Source organism: Okeania sp. SIO3B5, assembly GCF_010692555.1.
Taxonomy (GTDB): domain Bacteria; phylum Cyanobacteriota; class Cyanobacteriia; order Cyanobacteriales; family Microcoleaceae; genus Okeania.
The window spans coordinates 1-26,441 of the sequence record NZ_JAAHHG010000099.1 but is presented as its reverse complement, the minus strand read 5'-3'; the positions used below and the strand labels follow the sequence as shown (position 1 = coordinate 26,441).

Sequence of the window (26,441 nt, the reverse complement as noted above, 5' to 3'; positions counted from 1 at the left end):
TTTATACACAAACGATGCTACCGGACATGATATCAACCATTATTTGCTAGTTTTTCAGCAAATTTATATAGGATTACATGAAAATAATAATTATAGCAATCACCGAATCAGATGTGAGAATTGGGGTGTTCCTTTGAAGTATAGAATATAGCAGTTATCTTATTCTTATGTATTGCCTATTGCCTATTGCCTATTGCCTCCATACCTAAAACAAAAGTCTCCAATATCTCACAACTAATATCATATTGCTATATGTAGGATAGCATTAAAAATATTAACTAAGTTAGTGGGTAAGTAAATGGCTAATAGCATTGCATCAGTTTCTAGAGATGACTTATCAAGTCGGCGACAAACATTGCTGCGTCAAAGACGATTAAAATTAGTAGTTATAATATGGCAAATATTAGCAGTTGGTGGTTTAGCAGGAACTTTAATATGGGCAATTACCCAGCCAATTTGGCTAATAACAAAACAGGAGCAATTAAGCGTAGAAGGTAATCAATTACTTTCAGACCGAGCAATATTATCTCTAATTCCTTTAGAGTATCCTCAGTCTCTTTGGGAAATTCAACCACAGGTACTAGCTAAAAATTTAGAGTCCCACGGCCCAATTGCTCAAGCAAAAATTAGTCGGCAGTTATTTCCACTGAATTTAAAGATTGAGATTACAGAAAGACGTCCTGTAGCAATTACTCAACTGAAGAGTAAAGTAGGTGCCGGTAACTCACAAAAAATGGGGTGGTTAGATGCCGAAGGGAACTGGATACCTCTAGAAAGTTTTTCTGCTCTAGAAAGGACTCAATCTTTACCTACTTTAAAAGTAATTGGTTTTACTGAACAATATCGTAAATATTGGCCTTTGCTATACCAAAGTTTAAGTCGTAGTCCTGTTAAAGTGTTCGAGATTAATTGGCAAGACCCAGGAAACTTAATTCTAACAACTGAACTGGGAATAGTTCATCTAGGACAGTATACTTCTCGATTTAGCGAACAATTAAATGTTCTAGACCAAATGCGAGAATTACCAAATCAAATTGATGCTCGCCGAATTGCCTATATAGATTTGAAAAACCCAGAATCTCCTTTAATCCAATTACCTAAATAAATCTAGAGGAATTAAAATTCAGTAGAATTAAATCGACAATAATTTCTAAAGTATATTAAAAAATCATTTCCAAGTATATTAAAATATGGCCTTAAACCTGAGAAGCTCCCGTTATAATCTCCGATTTAACGGGAGAGAACTTCACAAGTAAGCATTCCGCAGGAAATGCTTACCTCCAAAAAAAACAGAAAAATTGATTAAGGACGCTCAATCATCAGCTAAGTTCCCAATAGAAAAAAACTCATAAATATTCTGAGCTGGTTGGGTTATAATCCAACCTTGATGTCGGCAATTCCCGTCCCGTTAAAATTTGTATAACGGGACGGGAATTGCTGACCAACAAATAAACTGCGTAGCGTCCACTTAGAGCTTGCATTGTGTGCTTTTTTTGTGTGATTATGATTATATCAGGAGTAGCGGTAGTACGCACCTGAGAGAACCATGAAAGCAAATAGCGAGTATAGGGTTCAACTGGTGAAGTTCGCGCTCAACCCGTGAAAAGGTAAAATTCTTGAGGGAACGTATCGGAGTACAGAATTGTTTAGTACAAAAAGGCGGTGGGTCTCATCGTCTAGTGTCTGTGGATGGTTAAGTGGTTGCACTCCCTGTGAAACAGAAAGCCCTATCCGTGAGGTTGGGAAGCCTACATCATAATCTTTGATTTGATGTAGGAGAACGTCGCCATACTTTAGAATATGACTATAAATTAAATTACAAAGTAAAAAATACTATATATCTACCATCCCCAAATTAATGATAGTGAATAATCAACAAGGGGTCAACAATGAAAGTCCCCAATCCCACGGACAAGGGGCAGGCAGGATGCCTGCTTCCACTAATGTCTCTAATCCCTTTCGCAATAGTTCGGGACTTTATGGAGAACAAAATTATGACCCCAAAGCCACCCCCAATGAAGAATCTAGGAGTGATGATATTGTGCCAAGTAATACAGCAAAAATTAAAGTAATAGGTGTTGGAGGGGGTGGCGGTAACGCTGTTAACCGAATGATTGCTAGTGAGGTTTCTGGCATAGAGTTCTGGACAGTTAATACAGACGCCCAAGCTCTTACCCTGTCCAAAGCTCCGAAACGTTTACAACTTGGACAAAAACTCACAAGAGGCTTGGGGGCAGGAGGTAATCCTGCTATTGGTCAAAAAGCGGCTGAAGAATCTAGGGATGAAATAGCTAATGCTTTAGACCATCCTGACCTAGTATTTATTACTGCAGGAATGGGAGGTGGCACTGGTACTGGTGCTGCACCGGTTATAGCTGAAATTGCTAAGGAAGCAGGTTCTCTAACAGTGGGTATTGTGACGCGTCCCTTCATGTTCGAGGGAAGACGTCGAATTACTCAAGCTGATGAAGGAGTTGCTGCTTTACAAAGTAGAGTTGATACTTTAATTGTAATCCCCAATAATCGTTTGCTATCTGTAATTAATGAACAAACTCCCGTACAGGAAGCTTTTAAATTTGCAGATGACATATTACGTCAAGGTATACAGGGAATTTCAGATATTATTACTGTGCCTGGGTTGGTGAATGTTGACTTTGCCGATGTACGAGCAGTTATGGCAGATGCAGGTTCGGCGTTGATGGGAATTGGTATGGGTTCAGGGAAGTCTAGGGCAAGAGAAGCAGCAAATATGGCAATTTCTTCTCCTTTACTGGAATCTTCAGTGGAAGGAGCTAGAGGAGTTGTATTTAATATTACTGGTGGAACTGATTTAACATTACATGAAGTTAATACGGCTGCTGAGACTATATATGAAGTTGTCGATCCCAATGCCAATATTATTTTTGGGGCTGTAATTGATGAGAAACTACAGGGAGAAATCAAGATTACTGTCATAGCAACTGGCTTTAGTGGAGAAGCACAAATTAATCCTACTCAGGAAATAGCACAGCCAAGACGGTCTATACCAACTCCAACTCCAACTCCAACTCCAAGCATTGAGCAGGAGAAAAAGTTACCAGGATTGGATATTCCTGATTTTCTGCAAAGGCGACGGACTCCACCTACTAATAGGTAGCTATCAAATAAATAGTGATGCAGTTGTAGCAAAAGTAACCAGAAATAGAGGTAGTTCAATAATTAATAATTAATAATTAATAATTAACAATTACCTCTCCTTTTTGTAGCATTCTTTTTTTTAATTGGTATTAGGTAGTAGGCAGCAGGAGAATGTTTCTATAAATTGTAGTTTATCTATTTGAAAATCTCTATAAAAATAACTATTGACTGCTGGCTACTAAAATTTTATCTTATATCATGTCCGGATAATCAGTGAGAAAAAAACCTTCTGCCTTCTGCCTTCTGCCTTCTGCCTTCCTTCCACTAAAGTGTAAGTATTCAAGCGGACACGATATTACTCATGACTAATTTTATGGCATCAAGTATTCCTGTTGCTTTGACTATTGCTGGATCTGACAGTGGTGGTGGAGCTGGTATTCAGGCAGACTTACGTACTTTTGCTTTTCATTGTGTTCATGGTACTAGCGCTTTGACTTGTATCACTGCTCAAAATACTTTGGGAGTGGATCGGGTTGATGCTTTGTCACCAGAAGCGGTAAAAGCACAAATTCAAGTGGTTGTTACAGATATAGGGGTACAAGCAACTAAGACAGGAATGCTATTGAGCCAAGAAATTATTTTGGCTGTAGCTGAAGAGGTAGAAGCTTTAAATTTAAAACCATTAGTAATAGATCCAGTGATGGTCTCCCGTGCAGGCGTTCAGTTAATTGATGATTTGGCTGTTGCAGCTCTAAAGAGTGTTTTGTTGCCTAAGGCGACTGTTGTTACTCCTAATATTTATGAGGCAGAGATTTTTACGGGTTTAGAGATTAATAATCTAGATGATATGCAGATGGCTGCTCAGGAAATCTATAGTTCAGGGGCAAAAACAGTTTTAGTCAAGGGTGGAGCTATGAAGAATGAGTTGCGAGGAGTGGATGTTTGGTTTGATGGAGAGCAGTTTGAGATTTTAAGGACTGCTACGGTGGAGACTAATAATACTCATGGCACTGGTTGTACTCTCTCGGCAGCGATCGCTGCTAATTTAGCTCAAGGGAAAGATTTATTTTCTGCAGTTAAATTGGCGAAGGATTATGTTACAAATGCTTTGGACTATGCTTTAGAAATTGGTCAAGGTCAAGGTCCAGTAGGACATTTTTTTCCTTTATTATAGCATAATTATAGCATAGGAGTTAGGAGTCAGGAGTTAGATGGGGAGCCAGTACAGGAGGCAAGAAGATGGAGTTTTCAGGTATTAGGAGGAGAAAATTTTTTTGTCAGGCTCTTTTTTTGAGATGATATTACTATTAACCATTTCAAAATATACTTATTTTCTAGAACTACCTAAGCGATAGTACTGACCATGCTTCCAATTATAACTGTTATTGCTTTGTTTATTTTCTGCCGTAGATCCTTCTGTTTGTGCCACAGAGGAAGATACTTTTTTGGCCTCCTCTCTAAATAGAGGAGTTGAACTTTTTAAAAGGTCTCTTTGTACTGCTGCAAAAGCATGACGTACTACTACTGCAATCTCTTTTCTATAATCTTCTTCTGCTTTTTTCGTTTGAAATTTCCAGCCTTCTTGACTAGAAGCATACAATGGTGGAAGACGATTCAGTGCATAAGTTTCTACATCAGCTCGCTTAATATATTTCGCTAACTTTTGAGGCAACAAGGTAATTTGGCGATTTACTTCCTGTGCTACCATTTGTTCCATAACATTTAGATATTTCTTTTTTGAGTTACCCTGAATCATTACATATCTCCTTTGTTCAAATATTTATTTAATCTACCTAGCTGTTTTACCTCAAACTTAGGATAAGAATGGTTTTATATTATTAACTTAACCTTTACTACTTGATTTACTCAATTTTCATTATATTAAATTACAATTTGATGTAACAAATCGTTACATCAATTATAGTTTTTGATAAACTGATAGTTGCTCTCTATCTATAACAAAAACTACCTAAATTTTTAATATTTGGAGTTAAAACTTAGTCGAGAGAAGGAATCACAATTGCAATTAAGTCTTCTATCCTTTTGATATTTGGGTTACCAGCTAAATATCCAATACCTCGATGCAAGTGTAGGCGAAATTGGGTGGCCAAAGTTTCCCTATCTATACTTATTCCATCATTATAGCAACGTTGTTTGAGAGCCAATAAAAAGATGTCAGAAAATTTTCCACCAAAAGTTCTCCATGTTAATTCTAAGTTACTATCCGTAGGGATTGGCACTGGAGAGGGAATGCTTGATTCTCTTAAAGAGCAACAAAATGCCCAACGACAAAGAATATTCCATTGGTCTATTTTGGTATTACGCTTCAGTTTAGTTAACTGTTCTTTGGCTGTTTGAGAAATTCGTATTCTTTCAATTGGTAGTTCCATTAAAGGTTTTAAAGCTGCCGTTTGAGTCAATATTATTAAGTTTGATTATATCACAAGGAAGAAGTAAGAAGGAAGAAGTAAGAAAGAAAAAGGAAGAAAGAAAAAGGAAGAAAGAAAAAGGAAAAATATTGCGTTGTCTGAGTTTTAAGTTTTTGAACTGTTAAAACGTTTGTTTATACTGCTATATTTTTATTTTTAAACTGCTAAAATTTTTGTAATTTCTATCACAATTTTTATATTAAATTGGATAGATATAAAATTTGGCTTTTATGTTTATTTGGAAAATGTAGATATAGCAATATGATTTCATTTGTGAGATATTGGAAACTTTTAGTGAACAGGGAACAGGGAAGAAGAAAAAAACGTATCATATAAATATAATAATTGCTATATTCTATATTTTTAAGGAACACCTCAATTCTCACAACTGATTCCTGATTGCTATCTTTTGGTAAGCATTTCCTGTGGACTGCTGCGCAAACAGCTATTAGCAGTCAGCTAGAGCGCAACAAGACTCTCTCAATATAGGACAGTGTTTCAATTAATATAGGCTTTAAGGGCAAGGGAGCCAACTTTTGTAGTAAGACAATTAATAGAGCTTTTATCCTAAACTAAAAGCAATAGCTGATAGCTGATGGCTGACGGCTGAATGCTTACATATTTTGAGATAATAATTGAGTAATAATGTTTATCTAAAGACTAAAGACTATAATTTTGTATCTTAACAGTATGATTATTTTCATAGCATAAACAATTATTTTAAATATCTGTTAAAATCTGCCTATTCAATCAAAAATTTATTATATGTTAATTACAAATATACATGATTTTTTAACTGCTCCTATAGATAAAAAATCTAGTCAAAGGGTTATATTTTGGTTTAGTCTCAGCATGACTTTTGCTACAATTTATGCTTTTATGGCTCTGAAAAAAGCTTTTGCTAGTAGTCTGAGCGTGCAAGATGATGCTAGACAACATATTTTTTGGATGCAACGTTTTTTTAATCCAGATTTATTTCCTAATGATTTAATTGCTGATTATTTTCAGTCAGTAGCTCCAGCGGGATATACTTTACTTTATAAAAGTGCAGCAACTATCAGGATTAACCCGTTTATTTTTGCCAAAATTATTCCTTTTATTTTGGGTTTAATTTGTACTTACTATATTTTTCAAATTTGTTTAGAAATATTACCAGTACCAATGGCAGGATTTATTGCTGCTTTGGTAATGAATCAAGCTATTTGGATGAAAGATGATGTTGCCTCTGCTACGCCTAGAGCATTTGTTTATCCATTTTTTCTGGCTTTTTTATATTATTTACTCCGAGGTTCGTTGCTCAGAATGGGGATAGCGATCGCTCTGGTGGGATTATTTTATCCTCAGTATGTATTTATTGCTTCTGGCATTCTAATTTTCCAATTAATTTACTGGAAAAATGGGAGGTTTCAACTATCATCAGAAAAACGGAATTTTCTATTTTGTGGAGTTGGTTTAAGCACGGCATTTTTTGTTTTATTACCCTACGCTTTAAGTTCTTCAGAATTCGGACCTGCTATTAGTCGTGAAATGGCAATGGAATTAAGGGAATTTTATCCAAATGGGAGGAGTACTTTTTTTCATGTTCATCCAAAAGATTTTTGGTTAACTGGCAAACGTAGTGGAATGTTTCCTAAGTCTTTATTTACTCCAGCTACTCAATGTGCAGGATTATTATTGCCGTTTTTATTGGCTTTTAAATCTGGTTTTCCTTTGATTAGAAATATTACGAATAGAATTTGGTTATTAGTACATCTATTACTTTCATCTTTGGCAATGTTTTTCATTGCTCATGCCTTACTTTTTCGGTTACATCTTCCTAGCAGATATACAGGATTAAGTTTCCGCATAATTATTGCTTTGGCAACGGCGATCGCTCTGACTTTAATTATTGATGCTTTGTTTAATTGGGCAGAAAATAGAGAAAAGTATCCTGTTAAATTTCAGGGTATTATTTCTTTAGTTTTAACAAGTTTGATTATGGCATCTCTGGTGTTATATCCTGCTTTTGTTAAAGGTTTTCCTTTGGTGAAATATAAAGTGGGTAGAGCTACAGATTTATATAGATTTTTTCAAGCACAACCTGAAGATATTCTGATTGCTTCTTTAGAGGAAGAGGCAAATTTATTACCTACATTTGCTCAACGTTCTATTTTGTTGGGTAGGGAATATGCTATTCCTTATCAAGTTGGTTATTATAGTCAATTTAGGCAACGAACTATGGATTTAATTGTTGCTCAATATAGTTCAGATTTAGCAGAGGTGAAGAGTTTTATTCAAAAGTATGGAATTGATTTTTGGATGTTACATCGTGGTAGTTTTACGCCAGAATATATTGAGGATAATAGTTGGTTAATGCAATATGAATCTGCACAGGAAGCGGTGACTTTTTTGCAGTTAGAATATATTCCAGCTTTGGCAACAACTATACCTACTTGTACTGTTTTTCAGAATGATAGTTTATTTGTTTTGGATGCTAATTGTATATTAGGGAGTAGGGAGTAGGGGAGTGCGGGAAGGATGTGGAGTTTGAGAAGAATTAGTTTAGTAGTAGGCTAACACACCTTAAATAGTGCATTAGAAAAAAATGGTCAAACCTTGGTATAAAAAGAATTATATGAAAAAAGCCTGGGGGTGTGACAAGCCTCTCAAAAGCATTGTAAGATAGGAGTTTACGGATATTTACTGTGTAAAAAATTGACGGTTTTCGTGAGAATGATAATCAAGGTTTTCGTAAATATTTATCTAGGAGTAATTCCTTAGCAATGCTCTGGACAGTGATTTTAGATCAAAACTTTGTTTACGCTATATGTATTAGAGTAGGATGGTAGCTTATCTTATCGTACTTATTTTTGCCGATTGTGTTTTTCCTCACCACTAACCCTGTGGCAACTACATCTAGAAATGCAGTTGGTTCAAATGTAGATACAATATTTACTTGTTTATTAATATACGGTTTCCCCTAATAGCTTAAGAAGAGTCACCTTGTTATGAAGCTATACTTAAGGTTAATACATCTGAAGTTAAATAGGAGGTTTATAAATAGAAGTAAACGAGTACATCAAGTTTGTACCCATTAACTATAGAATGTCGTTAATTAAATTTGATAAGGTTGTATGGCAAGAGTTTTGGGCTTTTAGCGTTGAAAGACTCCAGACTCTAAAAATATTGACTGACAAAGCTTATAACGTCTAATTGATGATACACCCTAAAAAATCTTCGATAAAACGTTGACTCTTGCTCTAAATATGTTACATTACTAATAATGCTATTTGTTTATCTAGAAATAGCAAGAGTATCCAGGTACTCGCAGTTTGGCGACAGGACGAATACCTAGTTACTTGTATATGAGAGAGCTTAAGCTCCTATTTTCTCTGTTAGACCATGGCAAATACTACTAAAGGTGTTTTAGTAGAAATGTAGTCTGCGTAAAGCTTGTCGAGTATTTTCACGATTATTAGTGAAAATATCAAGGCTATTACTACCTAATAACTAATTAGGTACAACTTTCACCTGCCAAGTTTTATCCTATAAAAACATTACTACTAATTTATCTACTTTTTTAGTATTTGTCAAGTTTTATATCAGGAAATTTTCACAAAAATCAGCCAAAAAGCGCAAAGGAGGAAATTTATGTGATCCGGGAAGTTTCCCAAAAATTAGACAAAAAACTTAATAAGGAGATAACTTTATGTCAAAAGAAAAGATTGCTTCTATTATCCTAGAAACGGTTCAGCTAGGAGCAGCGCTTCTAGCGTTATCTATGTATGCCCCGTTTTTGGCCTTGATATTTACGCCAACGATCGCGCTGTGTTTATTCTATAAATATAGGATTTTCAAGTAGATAAACGGTTGATTTAGAGTACCAACACCCTATATTACTCAGGGCAATCGGTAGACTTCTGAAACTAGGCAGTATTAATACTGCCTACATAACTATAGTCGAGAGAATTTCAGAAGGTTTAACTGGTTTAATTTGGGCTAATAAATCTTGATTTTCTTCTAGGGTTAATTCAAAATTTGTCTTGGCTATTTCCGGGGTTGAAACACCCTGGATTCTGACGAATTAATCCTTCTGCTGTAGCTATCGCTTCAACTTGATTCAGCAAGGGGTCTCCCGTTATAATTTGCGATTTAACGGTAGGGGAATTGCCGAGCTGTAAATTAAAAGGGTGTCAATTGCTGTTCAAATATATCACTAAAGAGTAGTATAAAATTATGATAATTACTCATTGCTACAAAATTCATCCCACTTGTCAACAGTCAGTCAAAATTGATTATTGGCTAGAACTGTTGCGAAGACATTACAATTATGCTCTAGGTCAAAGACTAGACTGGTTGAATACAACTAGATGTCAAGTTGACCGTTGTTCATTAATTTCATGTCCTATTGGTGAAATTTCTAGTAGACCAGATTATTATTTTCAGCAATCAGCACTTAAACAGACAAAAGAGTTATTTCCTGATTACAAGGAAATATATTCGGAAGTTCAACAAATTAACTTACAAAGACTAGATAAAGCTTGGAAAAGTTGGCTAATACCCAATAAAACTGGTAAGCGTTCAGGACGACCAAGATTTAAAAAATCAGGGAAGTTAAGGTCATTGTGTTTTAGTAGAGTTAATCATCCGCTCATCAGCAATAAAATTTGATGGAAAACAAATAATTGCTACGAGGTTTGGTGCTATTCCAGTCATAGTTCATAGACCAATTCCAGATGGGTTTACGATGAAAACTGCAACTATAACCAAAAAAGCTGATGGTTATTATGTAAGTTTTAGCTTAGAAGATAAGTCAGTACCTAGTTGAATTTCTACAGAAAATATCAAAACTGCTGTAGGCATTGATGTAGGCTTAAAAGAGTTTTTGACTACTAATACTGGTGAAACTATTTCTGTTCCTAAATTTTATAGAAAATCCCAATCTAATTTAGCAAGAAAGCAAAAAAAAGTATCTAGAAAAGAAATTGGGTCAAACAACTGGAAAAAAGCACAAAATAGAATAGCTAGATTACATCAACATATAGCTAGACAAAGAGAAGATTTCCATTACAAAACAGCTCATAAATTAGTTAGAGAAAATGATTTAATAGCAGTAGAAGACCTAAACATTAGAGGTTTAGCTAGAAACACGAAACTATCAAAATCAATTTATGATGTAGCCTGGGGTGCTTTTATTGAAAAATTGAATGCAGTGGCGGTAAAACGCGGTATTCATGTAATCAAAGTTAGCCCTCACAATACATCACAAAATTGTAGTAATTGTGGCCACAAAGTACCTAAAACTTTATCAGTTAGAACTCATTCTTGTCCTAAATGTAAAACAGTTTTGGATAGAGATGAAAACGCTGCAATTAATATATTAAATAAAGCGTTAAACGAGGTGGGTATCATCTTGTCTGCTTGTGGAGGCTTAGGCGTTAGTCAGCCTGTGAAACAAGAAACTTCTTTGCTTAAGAAGCTCCCGTTATAATCTCCGATTTAACGGGAGAGAACTTCACAAAAAGACCTTTTCAAGAAAGCTATAACCTTGTATTTACGTTAATTGCATCTCAAATCTGGTAATTTTTAGCAGAGTTAGATAACCTCAAAAAAACAAATTTTGAACAAGTATAAATGCCTAAGTAATTCTAGCTATTGACAAATAGTACATAAACTTAAGATGTAAATTCCAGACACTCAATATCGGTAGTCGTTGCAACTGTAATAGTATTGATTGAACCTGGGACAAAAGCAACGCTAATAAAACAAAAATATAGGCTACTCTAGAATCATCCAAAGTAGCCATATATTAATAATTTAAAGAAGAGAAAAAATTCCAGATATAGAAGTCGAAGGAAAGGTGAAGGCATATCAAAAGCTTAAAACTCAGACAACACCAGATTTTTACTTCTGCCTTCTGCCTTCTGCCTTCTGCCATAACCCTATATCAAAGCAGCCATCTTCACATCATTAGTTGCCAACAACTCCTGTAACTCATCAGAGTCTACAGTCTCCTTATCAACCAACATCTCGGCTAACTTATCCAAAATATGACGGTTAGTTACTAATACTTCCTTCGCCCGACGATAAGCTTGCTCTACCAAATTGCGTACCTCATCATCAATAGCAGCAGCAGTTTCCTCAGAAAAATCACGCTCCGCCATAATATCCCTACCTAAGAACATATTACCGTTCTGACGACCAAGAGCAACTGGACCAAGGCGATCGCTCATCCCAAACCGAGTCACCATTTGCCTTGCCACACGGGCTACCTGCTGTAGATCGTTAGAAGCACCAGTAGTCACCTCTTCATCACCAAAAATAATCTCCTCAGCTAGACGACCACCCAAAGCTACAGCCATCTGATTTTGTAGATAAGCACGAGAGTACAAACCAGAGTCCATCCGGTCTTCACTAGGAGTAAACCAAGTCAAACCACCAGCACGACCGCGAGGAATAATACTAATTTTCTGTACTGGGTCATAATCAGGCATCAACGCTCCGACTAAAGCATGACCAGCTTCGTGATACGCTACAAGCTCCTTGCGCTTCTCGCTCATTACTCGGTCTTTCTTTTCTGGGCCCGCTAATACCCGGTCGATGGCATCGTTAACTTCGTCCATAGAGATTTCAGTTAAATTGCGACGAGCTGCCAGAATAGCTCCCTCATTTAATAGGTTAGACAAATCTGCTCCAGTAAATCCAGGAGTTCGACGAGCAATTTTTTCTAAATCTACATCTTTAGAAAGACTCTTACCACGGGCATGAACATTGAGAATTTCTAGACGACCTGCATAGTCAGGGCGGTCTACTACTACTTGACGGTCAAAACGACCGGGTCGTAGTAAAGCTGCATCTAGAACATCCGGGCGGTTAGTGGCCGCAATAATAATTATACCTGTATTGCCTTCAAAACCATCCATTTCAGTAAGTAGCTGGTTGAGGGTTTGTTCCCTTTCATCATTACCACCACCTAAACCAGCACCCCGTTGACGTCCCACCGCATCAATTTCATCTATAAATACGATACAGGGAGCGTTAGATTTTGCTTGTTCAAATAGGTCGCGGACTCGGGAAGCACCTACACCCACAAACATTTCTACAAATTCTGAACCGGAGATGGAGAAGAATGGTACTCCTGCTTCCCCAGCTACAGCTTTAGCTAATAGGGTTTTACCTGTTCCCGGAGGACCTACTAACAATACACCTTTGGGAATCTTAGCGCCTACTGCTGTGAAGCGATCAGCATTTTTTAGGAAGTCTACAACTTCTGCTAGTTCTAGTTTGGCTTGTTCGATACCTGCTACATCGCCGAATGTAACTTGGGTTTGGGGTTCCATTTGGACTCTAGCTTTAGATTTACCAAAGTTCATGGCTTGGCTACCAGGTCCACTTTGCGCACGACGTAGTAGGAAGAACAGTCCCACCAATAATAGGATAGGGAAGAATAAACTGCTTAATGCTTTGACCAAGAGACCTTCTTCACTCTGAGGGACGACGGAAATATCTACATTATTTTTAGTGAGAATGTTAATTAGGTCAGGGTCATTAGGTAGATTAACCTCGACGGCAGTGCCATCAGCTATTTTAACTTTGGCTGTTGTCCGGTCAGCACTTATAATAACTCTATCTACGTTATTACTTTCTATCTCTTGAATGAACTGACTATATTTCCAGGGTTCGAGAGTTTGAGATTGTTGCTCGAAGAATGTTGTTGCTAAGGCGATGACTACAATTGCCAATAAGGCATATAGGCCAGCATTTCTCCACCTTTTATTATTCACTAGGGTTGCTCCTCCTAATCTTTTTATACTATTGGGACTATTTTTTAATCCAGGTATATTAACTTATGTTAACTGATTTCTCATATCATACCACAGTGGTTAAAGTACATGATGTTGTTCGGCTATCAAGTAAAACTGTAGAATTTATTGACCACTTTTTATATGAGACATCTCCAATAATAAAAAATTGGTGGTGGTGCATAGTAATGGTAGAGAGTGGGGAGTGTGGGAAGAAATAAAAAATATATATCTTTCACCATGACTATGCAGGACAACCATAATTTTGGGCTATCTGTAGTAGACGCTCCACAGCTAAAACTGTGCATTAGCTTTTAACTTGAAAATTCTTACTTTTGAATGCATGAATGCATGACTTTTGAATTGAATCTAATGCACCATTTAAGGTGTGTCAGTCCAGTAGGTTATCTTAAGTAGGGCTTGCTGATTAAATTTCAAAATGTTTACTGGCAAAGGTTTCAGCTTTTACAGGTACTAAGGGAGTACCAGCTTTTAGGTAATTCCAGTTCAAAAGTCTAGGATTTTGGGCATTTCGAGGGGTAGAAAATCAAGGGAAGATTCTTCTGGCTGCCTCTTCTCGGAATCTCATTTCTCCTGGATTCACCGATTCTGAATTCTGGCTCCTACCCCTACCACTCATACTTTCTATACGCAAACCCTAAGTAAACTGTTTTTAACCTTTATGTCTTTGAATAGCTATAGCAATCAGGAATCAGATGTGAGAATTGAGGTGTTCCTTTGAAGTATAGAATATAGCAGTTATCTTATCTTTATATATTCGTTTTTTTTCTTCTTCCCTATTCCCTATTCCTTCCATACCTAAAACAAAAGTATCCAATATCTTACAATTAAAATCATATTGCTATAGCAATCCTATTTTATTTGTGTATAAAAATCTTACCGCTTTTAGGGAACAGGGAACAGGGAACAGGGAACAGGCGGAAGTTTCAGTCTTTTTATCTACTTTTTGATTACCCGCAACCTATTTAGGATTGCTATATAGCTGAGAGTTTTATAGATTTATACTATTCTTGTTTTGTATTATTGAATTGGTAATTTGCTGTAGAAGTTTTTTCTATCAGTTTCCCTCGATGTAGAGTTCTCCAATAATCAAAAATAACATCAATTATCGCACTGTTATTTATCAATTATTGTAAGCATTCAGCAGTCAGCTATCAGCTATCAGCTTTATTACCTTTAGTGGACAATTTAAGCTTGTTGTTCTTGTGCTTCAATTCTTTAGTTTAAAAATCTAGTAGAAGTTAAGCAAATACTTGGTTCATTCATTTTTATTGCTGAGAGCTGACTGCTAATAGCTGAATGCTTACCAATTATTTCCTCCTACTCTGTACGGACGTTGTATGCAACTACTACTCCCTCTTTTGGAGGAAATGTCGATTCTTATCATACTAAATATCAATATTCAAATAATATGACTAATTTGAACTATCTAGAAACTTCAGGATGGCTCAATTCATTAAAAGAAGGAAAGTCTATAGATTATAATTATCATCCTCTTCCTTGGTATTCTTATCCAGCCATTGAATTTATTGAAGATAAGTTAAAGGGTGATTTTCGAGTATTTGAATATGGGAGCGGACAGTCAACTTTTTGGTATGCTGACCGAGTTAAGCAGGTGGTTTCTGTAGAACATAATCCTGATTATTTTGCTAAAGTTTCAACCGATATTCCTCAAAATGTGAAGCTAGTTTTGAGAGAAGATAGGCAAAGCTATGTTGAGGAAATTCAGAATTATGAGAATGGTAATTTTGATGTGATTATTATTGATGGAATTGAACGGGTTAAATGTGCTGAAATATGTGGTAAAAAATTATCTAAAAATGGCTGGATAGTATTTGATAATTCGGATAGAGAGGGAAATGATAGGGGAGTAATTTTGCTTCATCATCAAGGATTTAAACGTATTGATTTTTATGGTTTAGTTCCTAGTCAAAGATATAAAAGCTGTACTTCTATTTTTTTTGAAAGTGATGATTTTTTATCGGAGTTAAAATTACCCAGTCAAAAACAATCTTGTTTGGGTATTTCTTTGGGGCAAGCTGAAGCAATGGATAAAAGACAAAATAAAAATCAAGGCAGTCGAGATAATCGGATTTTGGCTTGTTATGAAGCTATTAAAAATCAACCTTATGCTGCTGAAATTTACCAGCAATTAGGAGATGTCTGTTATTCTCAAGGTCAAATTGAAAAGTCTATTCGTTCTTACCAGAAAGCAATACAATTACAACCAAATTTGGCAGTAGCTTATGCAAAACTAGGCAAAATTTATTCTCAAAAAGGTCAACTAGAGCAGGCGATCGCTTATTATCAAAAAGTTATTACACTTGAACCAAAATCGCCATCTATATATTGGAGTATTGGTGATATTTTACAGAAACAGGGTAGATTATTTGAGGCTAATATTTATCAGCAAAAGGCATTAGAAATAAAACCTGATTTAATGAGAAAGTCTTATGCTTTGAATCAGCTCGATCTTAAACTTGCTTCTTACTTAACTTGGGAAAATGGATTTTTTATTGAAGCTGGGGCGAATGATGGGATAAGTCAAAGTAATACTTTATATTTTGAGAAGTACAAAAACTGGCAAGGTATTTTGATAGAGGCAATACCAGAGTTAGCAGAAAAATGTAGAATTAATCGGTCTAAGTCAGCGGTTGAAAATTATGCTTTGGTTCCTTTTAATTATGGTCAGGATTATATAAAAATGTACTATTGTAATCTTATGTCTTTTGTTGATGGAGCTATCAAGTCAGAGGAGGAAAAAAAGGTTCATTTAAAAGCGGGTTGTCAAGTTCAAAATATTAATCATAGTTATGAAATTAATGTACGAGTAAGGACATTAACTGCAATTCTTGACAAGTATGAAGTTGAAAATATAGATTTGTTTTCGTTGGATGTTGAAGGTTTTGAATTAGATGTGTTGCAAGGTATTGATTTTGATAAATACCGACCAAAGTTTATGTTGATAGAAGTACGTTATGGAGATAGAAAAGCAATTGATTCTTTTTTAAGACGATTATATGAACCTGTTGCAGTATTATCTAATTCTGTGAATGAGACTTTACCGGAACGGTCTCATCAAGATATTTTATATAAAGCGACTTAATTAATGGATAATGGATAATGGATAATGGATAATGGATAATGGATAATTGATAATGAATTGAATTTTTAAACCTTGTAGATAAACTATTTCTTTTAGATAATAAAAATATAAAATTTTTCACTTTTTGTACAAAGATTCCCAAGCAAAATAATTATCAATTATCCATTGGTTAAGTATTCAGCGATCAGGATTCAGCTTTATTACTTTTAGAGGAGGAGAAAGTAATTGAAATATTTCCTTGAATTAAAAGTTTCTCAGCATTCAGTACTCAGGTATCAGCTATCAACTTTATTACCTGATAAGCATTTAGCACTCAGCAGTCAATTATCAGCTTTTATGACTTTGACAAGGAGGAAAAAATAATTGAGATATTTTCCAGAATTAAAAGTTTCTCAGCATTCAGTACTCAGGTATCAGCTATCAACTTTATTACCTGATAAGCATTTAGCACTCAGCATTAAGCTATCAGTTTTTATGACTTTGAAAGGAGGAAAAAATAATTGAAATATTTTCCCGAATTAAAAGTTTTTCAGCATTTAGCACTCAGGTATCAGTTATCAGCTAATAAAGCTGATAAGCATTTAGAATTCAGCATTCAGCTTTTATGACTTTGACAAGGAGGAAAAAATAATTGAGATATTTCCCTGAATTAAAAGTTTCTCAGCATTCAGCACTCAAGTATCAACTATCAACTTTATTACCTGATAAGCATTTAGCACTCAGCAGTCAATTATCAGCTTTTATGACTTTGACAAGGAGGAAAAAATAATTGAGATATTTCCCTGAATTAAAAGTTTCTCAGCATTCAGTACTCAAGTATCAACTATCAACTTTATTAGCTTATAAGCATTTAACACTCAGCAGTCAATTATCAGCTTTTATGACTTTGGAGGGAGGAAAAAATAATTGAAATATTTTCCAGAATTAAAAGTTTCTCAGCATTCAGTACTCAGGTATCAGCTATCAACTTTATTAGCTTATAAGCATTTAACACTCAGCAGTCAATTATCAGTTTTTATGACTTTGAAAGGAGGAAAAAATAATTGAGATATTTCCCTGAATTAAAAGTTTCTCAGCACTCAGCACTCAGGTATCAACTATCAACTTTATTACCTGATAAGCATTTAGCACTCAGCAGTCAATTATCAGCTTTTATGACTTTGACAAGGAGGAAAAAATAATTGAAATATTTTCCAGAATTAAAAGTTTTTCAGCATTTAGCACTCAGGTATCAGTTATCAGCTTTATTAGCTTATAAGCATTTAGAATTCAGCATTCAGCTTTTATGACTTTGGAGGGAGGAAAAAATAATTGAGATATTTCCCTGAATTAAAAGTTTCTCAGCATTCAGCACTCAAGTATCAACTATCAGCTTTATTAGCTTATAAGCATTTAACACTCAGCAGTCAATTATCAGTTTTTATGACTTTGAAAGGAGGAAAAAATAATTGAGATATTTCCCTGAATTAAAAGTTTCTCAGCACTCAGCACTCAGGTATCAACTATCAACTTTATTAGCTTATAAGCATTTAACACTCAGCATTAAGCTATCAGTTTTTATGACTTTGAAAGGAGGAAAAAATAATTGAAATATTTTCCAGAATTAAAAGTTTCTCAGCATTTAGCACTCAGGTATCAGTTATCAGCTAATAAAGCTGATAAGCATTTAGAATTCAGCATTCAGCTTTTATGACTTTGAAAGGAGGAAAAAATAATTGAGATATTTCCCTGAATTAAAAGTTTCTCAGCATTCAGCACTCAGGTATCAGCTATTAACTTTATTACCGAAAAATCTTGGTCTAAAGCCTCCTATTTTAAGGAAAAAAAAAAGAGAATTTCGTATTTCAAGCCTCCTGATTACAGAGGTACTGAGAACTGATAACTGAAATTACTTTTTCCTTCTTAAACAAATCTTGAGTTGAACTTTATTTATCTGTAGATTTATCTACTGTATTCCTTCTTCTCTCTTTCTTTTTCCTTCTTATCTCTTCCTTTATTCCTTCTTCCCTCATTTCCTATTAAACTAAAAATGACTCAATTTAAATTAACAACATCTGTAGTTTTAATTATATTTAATCGACCAGATACAACGGCAAAAGTATTTGAGGTAATTCGTCAAGTAAAGCCTCCTCAATTATTTGTAATAGCTGATGCTCCTCGCCTTGATAAATCTGGAGAAGTTGAGAAGTGTATGGCAGCAAGAAAGATAATCGATCAGGTTGATTGGAAGTGTGAAGTTTTAACTAATTATCCTGACTTTAATTTAGGTTGTAGAGAGCGTATTTATAGTGGATTAAATTGGGTTTTTAGTTTGGTAGAATCAGCAATTATTTTGGAGGATGACTGTGTACCTCATCTAACCTTTTTTCGATTTTGTCAGGAGTTATTAGAAAGATATCGAGATAATAATCAAGTAATGGCTATATCTGGAGATAATTTTCAGTTTGGTAATAATCCTACTAAATATAGTTATTATTTCTCTCGCTATCCCCATTGTTGGGGTTGGGCTACTTGGCGGAGGGCATGGAAAAATTATGATAATCGGATGCAGTTATGGTCGAAACTTAGAGGTAGTAAGTGGTTAGAAAATATTCTACAAAATAGTAGGGCAATTCAATATTGGTCGGAGATTTTTCAGAAGAATTATCAAGGGTTTAATTCTTGGGCTTATGCTTGGATGTTTGCCTGTTGGAATCATCATGGTTTAACTATTTTACCCAAGGTTAATTTAGTTTCTAATATCGGTTTTGGTGAGGATGCTACTCATACTTCAAGTATTAATAGATTTGCCAATATGTCTGTTGAGGAAATGATTTTTCCTCTGAATCATCCTCCCTCTATTATTCGTAATATTCCCGCAGACGATTTTACAGAAAAAACAATGTTTAGTGGTAGTTTACAGATTCAAAATGTTCATTGCAAAGTTTGTGGTTCAATATCTTACAAATTTGATAATGCTAAGGTTTTAAATAAATATAATGTTGACTATTTTCAATGTTCTAATTGTGGTTTTGTACAAACGGAAAATCCTTACTGGTTAGGGGAAGCTTATACAGAGGCAATTGCTAGTAGTGATGTGGGTTTGGTTTCTAGAAATCAAAATTTTTCTTTGATTACAGAAAACTTAATTCTCAACTTCTTTAATACTGATGGTAAGTTCCTAGATTATGGTTGTGGATATGGTTTATTTGTCCGGATGATGCGTGACTTAGGATTAGATTTTTATGGATATGATAAACATTGTCAAAATATTTTTTATCAAGGATGGGAAGGAGATATAGATAGGGAGGATAAATATGAAATAATTACGGCGTTTGAAGTATTTGAACATTTCATAAACCCTCTGGCAGAAATTGAGAATATTCTTCAAAAAACTAGAAATATTTTATTTAGTACTAAGCTACTTCCACCGGATAATCCTCGTCCTAATGATTGGTGGTATTATGCTTTGGAAGAAGGTCAACATATTTCTATATTTACCAAAAAAGCATTATCTGTAATTGCCCAAAAATTTCAACTGAACTTATATTCAGACGGAGAATCTTTACACCTATTAACAGAGAAAAGTTTATCAAATTCCGAGTTTTACAGCATATTTAGGGTGGGTAGATATAAACCAGAAAAAAGGAAAGAACCTTTAACTCAATTAGACCACGAAAAAATTACAGAAAAAATTAAAAACAGTCAGGATAAATTGGATTTAAAGGTTGTCATAGATGGTATATTCTTCCAACTTAATAATACAGGTATTGCCCGTGTCTGGAAATCTCTGTTAGAAGTCTGGTCAAAAGATAGTTTTGGTAAAAATATTTTAGTGCTTGACAGAGCAAAAACTGCACCTAAAATTCCCGGCATAAAATATCGACTCGTGCCTGGATATAACTACGGAAGAATAGATGCAGACCGTCAAATGTTGCAGAAAATATGTGACGAGGAAAATGCCGATATTTTCATTTCTACTTATTACACAACACCTATTTTAACGCCATCTATATTTATGGCTTATGATATGATTCCTGAAATTTTAGGAAAAAGTCTTAATAGTCCTTCATGGCAAGAAAAACATCGTAGTATTAAACAGGCAATTTCTTATATTGCAATTTCTGAAAATACAGCTCGCGACTTAGTAAAATATTTTCCTCAAATATCTGCAAATTCTATCAGGGTAGCTCCCTGCGGAATTGAACCTAAATTTTCTAGAGCGACTCCTGAAGCAATTACTAATTTTTGCTTGAAATATCATATTAATAAGTCATACTTTCTGATAGTAGGTGAAAGAATAGGTTGGCTAGGTTATAAAAATACTATTTTATTCTTTCAAGCTTTTTCTAAATTAAAAAATTCTGCCCAATTTGACATTGTTTGTATAGGTGGAAATCAAAAATTAGAGCCTGAGTTGAGTCAATATGTTTCCGGTAGTAAAGTTCATCTATTAAAACTGAACGATGAAGAATTAAAATTAGTTTACTCAGGAGCGGTGGCTTTAGTTTATCCATCAAAATATGAAGGTTTTGGACTGCCTATTTTAGAAGCAATGGCTTGTGGTTGTCCGGTTATTACTTGTAAAAATGCTTCAATTCCAGAAGTGGCAGGAAGAGCAGTTTTATATATTAATGATAATGATGTTAATGGATTAGTAAATGCTTTGGTTGAGGTGCAAAAATTTGAAATTCGGGAAAAGTTAATTACTGCTGGTTTAGCACAAGTTCAAAAGTTTTCTTGGGCTGAAATGGCTAAGACTATGGGTGATGTATTTATTCAGACTTTTAATAATATTAAGTTAGAGGAATTATCTGCTATGGAAAGTAGGGAAAATCTAGGTAAAGTTGCACCAATAAACGAGAAGCAACTGGAATTGCAGCGCCAATTTTGGAATGTTAATTCCATAGATGAAGCTATGTTTGGACGAGTGTTAGCTTACAGTGGAATAGAGACACTTTCCTCGGAAGAAAAAAAGCAAGTTTGGGAAAAGTCAATAGCAAATTGGGTGCCACAAATTCTGGAAGATATTCCTGTTAAACCAGAGTGGAAAGTATTAGAAGTTGGTTGTGGTGTTGGTCGTCTTATTAAGTATTTACGAGAAAATTTTGCACGGGTAGATGGTGTAGATATTTCGGAAAAAATGATTCAATTTGCCAAGCAATATTTAGCTGATGGGAAACAAAATGGAGAGGTATCTGTTAATAATGGCTGTGATTTACAAGCACTAAGTTCTGAAAGTTACGACTTTGTTTATTCCACAATAGTTTTTCAGCATATCCGTTCTATTTCTATTGTCAAAAGTTATTTTAGTGAAATATTTCGGGTGTTAAAACCAGGGGGATATTTTAGAATTCAAGTACACGATCATAGTGCTGGAAGTTTGGGTAATTTTGATGAAGAAGGGGCGACAGATAAACAATATTATTTTTCTGGTAATGCTTATACTGAAGAACAACTAAAAGATTTACTCCTGGAACCTGGTTTTAATTTAGTTTCCCTAAAATCTGCTAAACCTTGGATTTGGGCAACGGTAAGACGCGAACAACAAGTAGAAGTAGGTGTAGAAAAATTTCCTCAAATAGCTAGTCTAAAAAAGAATCAAATGGGTATTGAATATCCAGAAATTAATCCATTGTCAGACAATAACCATCGACCATTTTGGTCTGTGATGATTCCTACTTATAAAAAGGTCAAATATTTAGAGCAAACTCTCAAAAGTGTATTGCAACAAGCTCCTGCTCTAGAAGAGATGCAGATAGAAGTAGTAAATGATTGTCCAGACCATAAAATTCAAGCCGAAATAGAAGCAATTGTCCGAAAGGTAGGGGGAGAAAGAGTTAATTTTTATCGACATTTTCCACAAGATATTGGTCAAGCTCCAATTTTTAATGTCTGTCTACAAAGAGCAAAAGGATACTGGGTTCATCTACTCCATGATGATGATTTTGTCTTACCAGGTTTTTATGAAAAATTACGTCAAGGAATTGAAAAAAATCCAACAGTAGGAGCAGCATTTTGTCGCCACTATTATATAGATGAAAATGACCAGAAAAAGTATTTGTCTGTGTTGGAAAGAAAAACTCCAGGTATTATAGAAAAATTCTTAGAAAAAATTACTATTGAACAACGAATTCAAGTTGTGGGAATGATAGTAAAACGTAAGGTTTATGAAAATTTAGGAGGTTTTTGTTCCCAGGCAGATTCGGCCGCTGATTGGGAAATTTGGAAACGAATAACTGCTTTTTATCCTATTTGGTTTGAACCGGAAATTTTGGCTTGTTTCCGTTTACATTCCTCCTCGGAAACTTCCCGTTTAATGCAGTCTGGCGGTAATATAGAAAATGCTCGGAAAGCTATAGAAATTACTCAAACTTATTTACCAAAAAATATGGCAGAAAAATTATCTAATCAAGCTAGGGAACATTATGCAATTGAAGCAATAAAAATGGCTGCTTCAATGTTGAAAGGAGGAAATACTAATGGAGCGATCGCTCAAATTCGTGAAGGTCTTAAATGTAGTCAATCTCCTTCTGTAGTTAATTTACTTATCTCTGTTTTAGTCAGTGGGGAAACAGATTTGATTAAGGCCACAAATCAGCCAGTAAATTCTCCAAAACCTCAGTCTATAGAACAACAAAAAGTTGTTCCTACTGTTGAAACTAATTTATTACCATCTCTGACAGAAATAAATCAGAATATTCAGCTTTATCAGCAAAACCAGTTGGATGAATCAGCATTAGTTAGATTGCAAGAAATCAGAAAGAAAATTGCAGAATGCTGGCTGAATATTCAAACTTCGGAAGAACTCAAAAATGTTTACTTGGGAGAATTTGGCCAAGCACACAAAGCATTATTAGCAAGTGGTATAAAAGACGAAACCTTAACTGAAATAGAACAAATATTTGTAGACCAAATAAAAGCTAATATTGCCAAAGGATTTAACCAACCTTTAGCCATTCAGTATTTATTGGCAGGAATGCTTTATCAAAGAGCAGATCGACTAGGAATTAAATACGAAAAAGCTCCCATTCCTAGCTGGTTTGCTACAGACTATTTAAAATTTATGTTTGCCTCCCCTCAACTATTCCAAGAAATAGGAGAAACAGATAATTATCATCATTTTCTAGCAGGATGGTTGAATTATGTACATAACAATATATCCACTAATCCAGACTCAGAATTATGGCAAGCGATCGCCTGGTTTTTTGTGGAAAATGCTAATTGGATTCCTCTATATTTTACTACTACGCCCAATTTAAAAAATCTCTACATCAAGCGTGCAGAAATTATCGAATTTGCTCTAAAAAAACGTGGGTTAGAGTTAAATTATAAGATGAACAACCGCCCATTTAACCGCAAAAAAATTCGCTTAGGAATTCTCAAAGATCATTATTCTCCCCAAACAGAAACATATTCCTTACTACCAGTATTCGAGTATTTAGACAGGAGTAAATTCGAGGTATTTCTTTATGCAATAAAATCTAACAAACATCCCTTAGAAAAATATTGTCAAACTCACGCCGATAAATTTCTACAACTACCAGAAGAATTGAAAAGTCAAGCACAAATTATTCGCAACGACGACCTTGATATTCTATTTATTGGATCTAATATTACTGCTACTATCAAAAATTCTACCTTGCTGGCAATACACAAACTGGCCAGAATACAAATTACATCCATCAATTCTCCCACTACCACCGGGATGCGCTCCATAGACTACTATATCTCCGGCAAAATTACTGCACCAACAGATACAACCCAAGAACATTACACAGAAAAACTGGCCAACCTAGAAAGTTCTGGACTCTGTTTCCGATACGCGATCGCCGAACCCCCCCCAGGAGTAAAACCAATTCGCTCTAGTTGGGGAGCAACCGACGAAACCACCATATTTATTTCTGGGGCTAATTTCTACAAAATTATACCGGAGATGCGGGAGACTTGGGCCAAAATCCTAGCAAAAGTGCCCAATTCTATTTTAGTCTTGTATCCTTTTAATCCTAACTGGACTAATTCTTATCGAGTCGCACCTTTTATCAAACAGATGCGATCTGTTTTAAAACGTCATGGTATCGACAGTAAGCGTTTGGTTGTAATTAAGGCATTACCAAGCAAAGCGGATATTAAAGAATGTTTGAAATTAGCAGATATTTATTTAGACTCTTTCCCTTACGGTGGTGCAACCTCTCTAGTCGATCCACTTATGGTTGGACTCCCACCAGTAGTTGTTGAAGGAAATGCTTTAAGGTTTCGACAAGCATCGGCATTGCTGAGAGAGATTAAGATGGACGATCTGATTACTGATGGAGAAGAGAGTTATATTAATTTAGCAGTGAAACTAGCAACTAATCTTCAGTTACGTCAACAAAAACGCCAAGAAATTCAATCTAAAATGCAGCAAAATCCTTCATTTTTAGACAGTCGTACTTACTCTACAGAGATAGGTGAATTATTCCAAAAATTATTCCAAGAATGGCAAAATATTCACGGGCCAAAAACTATAAAATCTACAGTTGAAGAAGAAAGAAGGAAGAAGGAAGAAGGAAGAAGGAAAAAGTGGATAGGAACTCAAACCCTAACCAATTTTCAAAACCGTGTAGACGACAGGGTATTAAACCCAAAAGAAAAAGATGACAATTCTTTAACTTCTGAATTTATCAACCGTTTGATTGGTTGTGTAAATCTCTACGAAATTGACCCCAATGACCAATCTTTAATAGAAGAATTACGACAAATTCGTAAACAAATAGCTGATTTTTGGTTAGCTGTAGCTCCTCAAGAATTAGAAACTACTTATCAAGGCAAAATTAGACAAGCATATCAAGCTTTATTAAAAAGTGGAATTCAAAACGAACCTCAAACCGAAGATGAACAAAAATTTCTTCAAGAATTAGCCGAGACAAGTATGGGTTTAACTAATCCAAAAGCTATCAATACATTTTTAGGAGCGATGTTATATTTTCCTCCAAGTAAAATGTTAGTCCGAGATGCTAAAAATCGTTTACCTCAGTGGTTGATAGAAGATTATAAACAGATATTTGAAAGTCGAGAAGTTGCAGAGAAGTTGGAAAAAGTTTTTAAATCTAAATCGCCTCATCTAGCAGAAAATTATTCAGTAACAACTGCTGAAGTTATACCAGAAAAAAATGTAATTTTAACAGCAAATAAAACCAATAATTTAGACACTTCACAGCAAAAATTTATCAATCAATTATTGGGTAGTATGAATCTTTACTATATCGATCCATCTGATGAATCTGTAGTTCAAGAGTTGCGTAAAATCAGAAAACAAATGGCTGATTTTTGGATAAATTTAGAACCGCAAAAACTAGAAAATTTTTACTTAGGTGAAATGGGTAAAGGTTATCAAGGATTACTCAATAGCAAGATTCAAAATGAATCTTTAATAGAAAGTGAAAAGGAATTTTTACAACAGTTAGCTGCTCAACTTGCCAAAGGAATAGAAGCACCAAAAGCTATTAATTATTTATTAGCAGCAATGTTATATTGTCGTTCTGAACAATTACGAATCGAAGATATAACTAAATTGCCTCATTGGTTACTAGAAGATTATCAAAAATTTGTAGGGAATAGTTGAATAAGGAAGAAAGAATAAGGAAGAAAGAAGAAGGAAGAAAGAAGAAGGAAGAAGGAAGAAGCAAAAATATTGTGTTGTCTGAGTTTTAAGCTTTAGATCTGTCCTAACCCTTCCTTCGACTGCTGTAAATATGCAATGCCAGAACAAAATTTGAGACTACCCCAATTCAAAGAAACCAAATTTTACTAATACTAATTACCATCCATTAATGCTTAACTTAGTTAGCACTCTAATTAGGGTTTGCTGAAAAAGTATGAGTGGTAGGGGGTAGAATCCAGAATCGGTGAATCGGTGAAGTCAGGAGGAATGGGAATTATAGAAGAAGTAGCCAGAAAAACCTTCCCTTAGTTTTCTTCCCCTATCTTGCTGGAAATCCTAGATTTTTGAACCATTACCACCTAAAA

Annotated in this window: 12 protein-coding genes; 9 read left to right on the top strand and 3 right to left on the bottom strand. The window is 34.9% G+C overall.

Annotated elements, in window-relative coordinates:
- The first annotated feature begins 298 nt into the window (after positions 1 to 298).
- From F6K54_RS15610 to thiD, 3 genes are all read left to right on the top strand, one after another.
- Positions 299 to 1,105 (top strand): cell division protein FtsQ/DivIB, encoded by an 807-nt coding sequence (locus F6K54_RS15610; protein WP_293078995.1) that lies wholly within the window; start codon positions 299 to 301, stop codon positions 1,103 to 1,105.
- 753 nt (positions 1,106 to 1,858) lie between these two features.
- Positions 1,859 to 3,136 carry a cell division protein FtsZ gene (gene ftsZ / locus F6K54_RS15605; RefSeq protein WP_293078993.1) on the top strand — a complete coding sequence of 426 codons (1,278 nt, stop codon included), beginning with the start codon at positions 1,859 to 1,861 and terminating at the stop codon, positions 3,134 to 3,136.
- Between the two features lie 354 nt (positions 3,137 to 3,490).
- The gene (gene thiD / locus F6K54_RS15600; RefSeq protein ID WP_293078991.1) at positions 3,491 to 4,291 is read left to right on the top strand and encodes a bifunctional hydroxymethylpyrimidine kinase/phosphomethylpyrimidine kinase; all 801 of its coding nucleotides are present in this window, start codon (positions 3,491 to 3,493) and stop codon (positions 4,289 to 4,291) included.
- A 153-nt stretch (positions 4,292 to 4,444) separates the two neighbouring features.
- Here thiD and F6K54_RS15595 read toward each other — a convergent pair whose 3' ends face one another.
- Entirely contained in the window at positions 4,445 to 4,873 is a 429-nt protein-coding gene (locus F6K54_RS15595; RefSeq protein ID WP_293078990.1) for a late competence development ComFB family protein, read from the bottom strand.
- A gap of 241 nt (positions 4,874 to 5,114) precedes the next feature.
- Complete coding sequence (dndE, locus tag F6K54_RS15590) at positions 5,115 to 5,507, bottom strand: DNA sulfur modification protein DndE (RefSeq protein WP_293078996.1); 393 nt, start codon at positions 5,505 to 5,507, stop codon at positions 5,115 to 5,117.
- 804 nt (positions 5,508 to 6,311) lie between these two features.
- Between dndE and F6K54_RS15585 the strand changes: the two genes are divergently transcribed.
- From F6K54_RS15585 to F6K54_RS15575, 3 genes are all read left to right on the top strand, one after another.
- Positions 6,312 to 8,048: a hypothetical protein gene (locus F6K54_RS15585; protein ID WP_293078988.1), complete on the top strand. Its 1,737-nt coding sequence runs from the start codon at positions 6,312 to 6,314 to the stop codon at positions 8,046 to 8,048.
- Positions 8,049 to 9,761: 1,713 nt separating this feature from the next.
- Complete coding sequence (locus tag F6K54_RS15580) at positions 9,762 to 10,196, top strand: helix-turn-helix domain-containing protein (protein WP_293078986.1); 435 nt, start codon at positions 9,762 to 9,764, stop codon at positions 10,194 to 10,196.
- A gap of 214 nt (positions 10,197 to 10,410) precedes the next feature.
- Positions 10,411 to 11,016 carry a transposase gene (locus tag F6K54_RS15575; RefSeq protein ID WP_293078984.1) on the top strand — a complete coding sequence of 202 codons (606 nt, stop codon included), beginning with the start codon at positions 10,411 to 10,413 and terminating at the stop codon, positions 11,014 to 11,016.
- 451 nt (positions 11,017 to 11,467) lie between these two features.
- Here the strand turns inward: F6K54_RS15575 and ftsH3 are convergent, their stop codons facing one another.
- Positions 11,468 to 13,309, bottom strand: a complete 1,842-nt coding sequence (ftsH3, locus tag F6K54_RS15570; protein ID WP_293078982.1) for an ATP-dependent zinc metalloprotease FtsH3 — start codon at positions 13,307 to 13,309, stop codon at positions 11,468 to 11,470.
- A 65-nt stretch (positions 13,310 to 13,374) separates the two neighbouring features.
- On the opposite strand from ftsH3, the gene F6K54_RS15565 reads away from it, so the two are divergent.
- From F6K54_RS15565 to F6K54_RS15555, 3 genes are all read left to right on the top strand, one after another.
- A complete protein-coding gene (locus F6K54_RS15565) occupies positions 13,375 to 13,548 on the top strand; it encodes a hypothetical protein (protein WP_293078980.1) in 174 nt (57 codons plus the stop codon).
- Positions 13,549 to 14,759: 1,211 nt separating this feature from the next.
- Complete coding sequence (locus tag F6K54_RS15560; RefSeq protein WP_293078978.1) at positions 14,760 to 16,454, top strand: FkbM family methyltransferase; 1,695 nt, start codon at positions 14,760 to 14,762, stop codon at positions 16,452 to 16,454.
- A gap of 2,029 nt (positions 16,455 to 18,483) precedes the next feature.
- On the top strand, positions 18,484 to 26,037 hold the full coding sequence (locus F6K54_RS15555) for a methyltransferase domain-containing protein (protein WP_293078976.1): 7,554 nt from the start codon (positions 18,484 to 18,486) through the stop codon (positions 26,035 to 26,037).
- The last annotated feature ends 404 nt before the right edge of the window (positions 26,038 to 26,441 follow it).

Bases quoted from the DNA above. Each gene is read 5' to 3' on its own strand.
- dndE (WP_293078996.1), bottom strand. From the start codon at position 5,507: ATGGAACTACCAATTGAAAGAATACGAATTTCTCAAACAGCCAAAGAA.
- F6K54_RS15610 (WP_293078995.1), top strand. From the start codon at position 299: ATGGCTAATAGCATTGCATCAGTTTCTAGAGATGACTTATCAAGTCGG.
- F6K54_RS15585 (WP_293078988.1), top strand. From the start codon at position 6,312: ATGTTAATTACAAATATACATGATTTTTTAACTGCTCCTATAGATAAA.
- F6K54_RS15565 (WP_293078980.1), top strand. From the start codon at position 13,375: ATGTTAACTGATTTCTCATATCATACCACAGTGGTTAAAGTACATGAT.
- F6K54_RS15560 (WP_293078978.1), top strand. From the start codon at position 14,760: ATGACTAATTTGAACTATCTAGAAACTTCAGGATGGCTCAATTCATTA.
- ftsZ (WP_293078993.1), top strand. From the start codon at position 1,859: ATGATAGTGAATAATCAACAAGGGGTCAACAATGAAAGTCCCCAATCC.
- F6K54_RS15580 (WP_293078986.1), top strand. From the start codon at position 9,762: ATGATAATTACTCATTGCTACAAAATTCATCCCACTTGTCAACAGTCA.
- thiD (WP_293078991.1), top strand. From the start codon at position 3,491: ATGGCATCAAGTATTCCTGTTGCTTTGACTATTGCTGGATCTGACAGT.
- F6K54_RS15555 (WP_293078976.1), top strand. From the start codon at position 18,484: ATGACTCAATTTAAATTAACAACATCTGTAGTTTTAATTATATTTAAT.
- F6K54_RS15595 (WP_293078990.1), bottom strand. From the start codon at position 4,873: ATGATTCAGGGTAACTCAAAAAAGAAATATCTAAATGTTATGGAACAA.